This is a genomic window from Eubacterium multiforme (genome assembly GCF_030813415.1).
GTDB lineage: Bacteria > Bacillota > Clostridia > Clostridiales > Clostridiaceae > Clostridium > Clostridium multiforme.
The window spans coordinates 110,333-117,229 of the sequence record NZ_JAUSUF010000009.1; the positions used below are offsets into that span (position 1 = coordinate 110,333).

Sequence of the window (6,897 nt, forward strand, 5' to 3'; positions counted from 1 at the left end):
TCTTTATATATAGGGGGAATTTGAAGGAAATGTTTACATATTTATAAAATATTAATATAGATATAATAATCCTTTAACATGGGAATAGTAAAATTAAGTTTCTGATATTTTATAATATATTGTGTATAATAGATATTAAGTGTTATATCTAAACCTTTGAGGTGGTTAAATGAAAAAAAGTTTAATGAAAAAAAAGTTAAGTGGAGTGCAAGTTCTAGCACTTGGGTTTTTTATAGTTATATTTATAGGGGCAATACTTTTAAGCTTACCAATTTCATCAGAAAGTGGAGAAAGCACGAATTTTTTAGATGCCTTATTTACTTCAACTTCAGCTGTATGTGTAACAGGTCTTGTAACTTTGGATACAGGAACATACTGGAATGAATTTGGTCAAGTAGTTATAATGTTACTTATTGAAATTGGTGGTTTAGGATTTATGTCCTTTGCAACCTTTATAGCAGTTTTGTTAGGTAAAAAGATAACATTAAGAGATAGGTTGTTAATGCAAGAAGCTATGAATACATTTAATATTCAAGGGCTAGTAAAAATGGTAAAGTATGTTTTAAGTTTTACTTTTGCAGTACAATTCTTTGGAGCACTATTATTATCTACTCAATTTATTCCAAGGTTTGGTATAGGAAAAGGAATATACTTTAGTGTTTTTCATTCAATATCTGCTTTTTGTAATGATGGATTTGACTTATTTGGAGGATTTAGTTCAGTTACATCCTATTCTAGCAACGCTGTAGTTTTATTAACTATAAGTAGCCTTATTATTATAGGTGGACTTGGATTTACTGTATGGATGGAATTATATAATTATAGGGGAATTAAAAAATTATCTGTACATTCAAAAGTTGTTTTATTAATTACAACTATACTTATAATTGGTGGAACTATATTAATGTATTTATTTGAAATGCACAATCCAGAAACAATGGGTAAAATGGGAGTTGGAGATAAAATACTAAATTCTTATTTTGCTTCTGTATCTCCAAGAACAGCTGGCTTTAACAGTGTATCAACAGATGGAATGACAAACGCTGGAAAGTTTTTAACAATAATTTTAATGTTTATAGGTGGATCGCCAGGGTCAACAGCAGGAGGACTTAAAACTGCTACATTTGGAGTTATTATATTAACTGTAATTTCAGTAATTAGAGGAAGAGAAGATACTCAAGTTTTTGGAAGAAGATTTTCAAAGGACTTAGTTTATAAATCTTTTGCTCTTTTAATAATAGGTATGTCTCTTGTTATAGGAGTTACACTTATATTATCTATAACAGATCCAAATGAGTCATTTGTAAATTTAATGTATGAGGCAACATCAGCTTTTGGTACAGTTGGACTTACAACAGGAGTAACTCAAAGATTAAGTACAGCTGGAAAAATTATCATAATAATAACAATGTATTGTGGTAGAGTTGGACCTATGACTGTAGCCTTAGCATTTTTAAGAAACAAGAAAAAGCAAACACATAAATATCCAGAAGGCAAGATTTTAATTGGTTAGGGGATGAATTATATGATGAAAAAACAATTTGTAATTATAGGTCTTGGAAGATTTGGATCATCTATTGCAGAGACTTTATATACTCTTGGAAATGATGTTCTTGTTATAGATAAAGATGAAGATTTAATTCAAGATATATCTGATAAAGTTACTCATGCTGTACAAATGGATGCAACTGATGAAGGTGCACTTAGAACTTTAGGCCTTAGAAATTTTGATGTAGCAGTTGTAACAATTGGTTCTAATATTCAAGCAAGTGTTATGGCAACACTATTAGTTAAAGAATTAGGAGTTAAGTATATAATTGCAAAAGGAAATAGCGATTTACATGCTAAAGTATTATATAAAATTGGAGCTGATAGAGTAATATTACCTGAAAAGGATATGGGAGTTAGAGTTGCCCATAATCTAGTTTCAGAAAGTATATTAGACTTTATAGAATTATCACCAGATTATAGTATTATGGAGATAGAAGCACCAGAAGAATGGCAAAATAAAACTATTAGAGAATTAAAACTTAGAAGTAAATATGGAATAAATGTTATGGCCATAAAGAGAGATGATGAAATAAATCTTTCTCCTCCAGCAGATTTTGTAGTGGAAAGTAAAGATATATTTGTAGCTATAGGTTCAGCAGAGGATTTAAGCAAATTAGAAGGCATGATAGTTAAATTCTAACTTAATTGAGGTGCAGATTTTGATTTATATAGAAAGTAAAGATAATGCTATATATAAAGAAACAAAAAAATTAAAAGAAAGAAGAAATAGAAATAAATTAAAAAAATATTTAATTGAAGGTTTTAGATTAGTAGAGGAAGCTTTAAAAGCTGGTGCTAATATAGAAACTATATTTTGTCTTAAGGAACTTGAAGAAAAGACAGAAGAATTAGTAAATAAATATAATTATAAAGGCAAAATTTTTGGCTTAAATAAAAATTTATTTCTAGAAAGCTGCGGAACAGAAAATCCTCAAGGAATTCTTGGAGTTGTAATAATGGAACAAAATAAAATAGATATAAATGGAGAATTTTATTTGTTATGTGATAAATTACAAGACCCAGGAAATCTTGGAACGATAATAAGAACAGCCCATGCAGCAGGAATAGATGGTATTATATTAACAAAGGGAACTGTTGATATATATAATGAAAAAACTATTAGATCAACTATGGGTTCTATGTTTTATATACCAATAATTGAGGATGATGACCTTACTATTATAAAATCTTTAAAAGAAATGGGCTTTTCAATTTTTTCAACATCTTTAGAAGGGAAAAACAATTTTTTTGAAGAAGATTTAACAGGTAAGATAGTTATTACTGTTGGAAATGAAGGAAATGGAGTTTCAGATGAAATATACAATCTTTCTGACAAAAAAGTAAAAATACCAATGCCAGGAGGAGCTGAATCTTTAAATGTAGGAGTAGCAACTTCAATTGTTCTTTATGAAAGAGTTAGGCAAAAGAAAGCTTTATAGGTATTGAACTTTTAGAAAATACTGTGTATAATCTAGGATATAATCTTAAATTAATAAAGCATTGATAGAGAGAGTAAATATAAGTAACTTTTTAAGGGAGAAGTGGTCATAGACTGTAAGCCACTTTAAAAGAATTATATTGAAGTTCACTCAGGAGTTCTAGCTGCGAAAGTTTTTAGTAGCAGTTAGCGGGTAAAATCGTTAAATTTACGAGTTGGGTTTAATTATTATATTAAACCAATTAGGGTGGTAACGCGGATATTCCGTCCCTTTTATTAGGGGCGGTTTTTTTATTATGAAAAATTAATTTAAAATTGTTAAGGAAAGGAGACTTTGAATATGAGAGAAAAACTAAAAGATATTCAAGAATCAGCATTAAAGGTTATAGAAGATGCTAAAACTTCTTCAAAAATTGAAGAAATAAGAGTAAAATACCTTGGTAAAAAAGGGGAACTTACAACTATACTTAGAGGAATGAAGGACCTTTCTAATGAAGAAAGACCTATAGTTGGTAAGATGGTTAATGAAGTAAAGTCAGTATTAGAAGAAAAGATAGAAAGTATTTCTAAAGAAATAAAGAATAAAGAAAAGAATGAAAAATTATCTAAAGAAATTATAGATATTTCATTACCAGGAAAAAAAGAAAGATTAGGTAAGAGACATCCACTAGATTTAACTCTTGAAAGTATGAAAGATATATTTATATCAATGGGATTTACTATTGAAGAGGGACCTGAAATAGAACTTGATAAATATAATTTTGAGGCTTTAAATATTCCTAAAAATCATCCAGCTAGAAGTGAACAAGATACATTTTACATAAATGATAGTCTAGTTTTAAGAACACAAACTTCTCCAGTTCAAGTTAGAACTATGGAAAATCAAGAGCCACCAATAAAAATGATATCACCAGGAAAGGTTTATAGATCAGATGATGTAGATGCTACTCATTCACCAATCTTCTACCAAATGGAAGGACTAGTAATTGATAAGGGAGTTACATTTGCAGATCTTAAAGGAACTTTAGAATTATTTGCAAAGAAAATGTTTGGTAGCAAAGTAAAAACTAAATTTAGACCTCACCACTTCCCATTTACAGAACCTTCAGCAGAAATGGATGCTACATGCTTTGTTTGTGGAGGAAAGGGATGTAAAGTTTGTAAAGGAAGCGGATGGATTGAAATATTAGGTTGTGGTATGGTTCATCCACAAGTACTTAGAAATTTTGGAATAGACCCAGAAGTATACTCAGGATTTGCTTTTGGATTTGGAGTAGACAGAATGGTAATGCTTAAATATGGTATAGATGATATAAGATTACTATATGAAAGTGATATGAGATTCTTAGATCAATTCTAAAATATTTTAGTTTTAAAGTAGGAGGTAACAAAATGAAAGTACCATATAGTTGGTTAAAAGATTATGTTGATATAAATGTAAATGCAGTAGAACTTGGAGATTTATTAACTTTAACAGGTTCAGCATTAGAAGGAATAATAGTTCAAGGAGATTTAATAAATAGAGTTGTTGTTTGTAAATTTAATTCAATAGAAAAACATCCAGATGCAGAAAAGTTAAGTATCTGTCTTGTTGATATTGGAGAAAAGGAAGAACTTCAAATAGTAACAGCTGCAACTAATATGAAAGTTGGAGATAAGGTGCCAGTTGCCCTTCATAAATCAACTTTAGCAGATGGTTCAGAAATTAAAAAAGGTAAGCTTAGAGGAGTTGTTTCAAATGGAATGTTCTGCTCAGAGGCAGAACTTGGCTTAAAGGGAGAAGATGAAGTAGATGGACTTATGATTCTTCCAGAGGATGCTCCAATTGGAATGGAAATTAAAGAATATTTAGAACTTAAAAAGGAAACTTTAGATTTTGATATAACATCAAATAGACCAGATTGTTTAAGTATGATAGGAATGGCAAGAGAAACTGCTGCAACACTTAGAACAGAGTATAAAATGCCAAATTTAGAATATAAAGTTACTTCAAAAGACAATATAAATGATGAAATAAAAATAGATGTAAAAGATCCATTATGTAAAAGATATATGGCAAGAGGAGTTAAAAATGTAAAGATAGCTCCATCACCAAAATGGATACAAGATAGACTTTTAGATGCAGGGGTTAGACCAATAAATAACATAGTAGATATTACAAACTTTGTTATGCTTGAAATTGGAGAGCCAATGCATGCCTTTGACAGAAGAGAAATTAAGTCAAATAATATTGTAGTGGAAAAGGCTAAAAATAAAGAAAAATTCACTACATTAGATGAAGTAGAAAGAGAATTAGATGATACAGTTTTATGTATTAAAGATTCAGAAAATACAATTGCTTTAGCTGGAATTATGGGCGGATTAGATTCAGAAGTTAAAAACGATACTACTGAAATAATATTTGAATGTGCAAATTTTGATGGAACTAATATAAGAGTTAATTCTAAAAAACTTGGAATTAGAACGGAAAGTTCAACAAGATTTGAAAAGGATATTGACCCAAATCTTGCAGAAATAGCTTTAAATAGAGCTTGTGCACTTATTTGTGAATTAGGCTGTGGAGATGTAATGGAAGGCACAATTGACATATATAATGATGTTAAAAAGCCAGGTGCTATAACAGTTGATTCTAACTGGATTAACAAATTCTTAGGAACAGATATTTCTAAAGAAGAAATGAAGAGATGTTTAGATTTAGTTGATTTAAAAACTGAAATTAATGGAGATGATCTTCAAATAGTAATACCAACATTTAGAGTTGATATTGGAATTAAAGAAGATATTGCAGAAGAAGTTGCAAGAATATATGGATATAACAATATAAAAGGAACTATTTTTAAAGTTCAAACAGAAAGAGAACCAAAGTATAAAAAAGAAATGTTAGATGAAAAAGTTATTGATATAATGACAGCAAGTGGATTAAATCAATCTATAAGTTATTCATTTATATCACCAAAGGCTTTTGATAAAATAGCATTACCAGAAGATAGTGAATTAAGAAAGGTAGTTACTATAAAGAATCCTTTAGGAGAAGATTATAGTGTTATGAGAACAACAACTATTGCTTCAATGATGGAATCTTTAGCAAGAAACTATTCAAGAAATAATAGTGAAGCATATCTTTTTGAAATAGGTAAAATATATATTCCTTCAGAGGATCCAACTGAAATTCCAACAGAGAAAAATATTTTAACAGTTGGACTTTATGGTGATGTAGATTACTTAAACTTAAAAGGAATTGTAGAAAATTTAATTGATGGATTAAAGGTTAAGGGAGTTAAGTTCTTAAGAGAAATAGAAAACCCAAGCTTCCATCCAGGAAAAACTGCAAAACTTATAGTAGGAAGAAAAACAGAAGCTGGAGTATTTGGAGAAATTCATCCAGATGTTAATGAAAACTTTGATATAGATGTTCCATGCTATGTTGCACAAATAGATTTAGATGCTGTTTATGAAAATGCAGAAACTGAAAGTAAATATAAGCCATTACCTAAGTTCCCAGCAGTTACAAGAGATATTGCCCTTTTAGTTGATGAACATATATTAGTTCAAGATATTGAAGATGCAATAAGAAAAGCTGGCGGAAATTTAGTTGAAAAAGTTGATCTTTTTGATATATACAGAGGAGAACAAATTCCAGAAGGCAAAAAGAGTATAGCTTATGCAATAGTTTATAGAAATGAAGCAAAAACTTTAACTGATAAAGAAGTTAATAAAGTACATGAAAAAATATTAAGAGCCCTTGAATATAAATTAGGAGCTATTTTAAGATAATATTTAAAGAGAGTTAATCATTTTATTAGATTAGCTCTCTTTTTTTGTATTTAGAATACCACCTGCTATGCGGGTGGTTCTAAAAAGCTTTCAGCGGTGAGTAGAAAATAAAAAACCTCCATTGTAAAATTATA

General features: G+C 29.3%; 5 protein-coding genes and 1 other annotated feature. All 5 genes read left to right on the top strand.

The genetic code is table 11. The features are described from left to right. Window positions 1–169: 169 nt before the first annotated feature. The 5 genes from J2S18_RS11910 to pheT all read left to right on the top strand — a co-directional run bounded on the left by J2S18_RS11910 (window position 170) and on the right by pheT (window position 6,763). Window positions 170–1,513, top strand: coding sequence for a TrkH family potassium uptake protein (locus J2S18_RS11910; RefSeq protein WP_307487154.1), 1,344 nt, complete (start codon window positions 170–172; stop codon window positions 1,511–1,513). Window positions 1,514–1,525: 12 nt separating this feature from the next. Further along, window positions 1,526–2,191 carry a potassium channel family protein gene (locus J2S18_RS11915; RefSeq protein WP_307487155.1) on the top strand — a complete coding sequence of 222 codons (666 nt, stop codon included), beginning with the start codon at window positions 1,526–1,528 and terminating at the stop codon, window positions 2,189–2,191. A gap of 19 nt (window positions 2,192–2,210) precedes the next feature. Continuing rightward, window positions 2,211–2,990 carry a TrmH family RNA methyltransferase gene (locus tag J2S18_RS11920; protein ID WP_307487156.1) on the top strand — a complete coding sequence of 260 codons (780 nt, stop codon included), beginning with the start codon at window positions 2,211–2,213 and terminating at the stop codon, window positions 2,988–2,990. A 52-nt stretch (window positions 2,991–3,042) separates the two neighbouring features. Beyond that, window positions 3,043–3,264: a binding site (T-box leader), on the top strand. Between the two features lie 65 nt (window positions 3,265–3,329). After that, the gene (pheS, locus tag J2S18_RS11925; protein ID WP_307487157.1) at window positions 3,330–4,349 is read left to right on the top strand and encodes a phenylalanine--tRNA ligase subunit alpha; all 1,020 of its coding nucleotides are present in this window, start codon (window positions 3,330–3,332) and stop codon (window positions 4,347–4,349) included. A 32-nt stretch (window positions 4,350–4,381) separates the two neighbouring features. Beyond that, window positions 4,382–6,763, top strand: a complete 2,382-nt coding sequence (gene pheT, locus J2S18_RS11930) for a phenylalanine--tRNA ligase subunit beta (RefSeq protein WP_307487158.1) — start codon at window positions 4,382–4,384, stop codon at window positions 6,761–6,763. The last annotated feature ends 134 nt before the right edge of the window (window positions 6,764–6,897 follow it).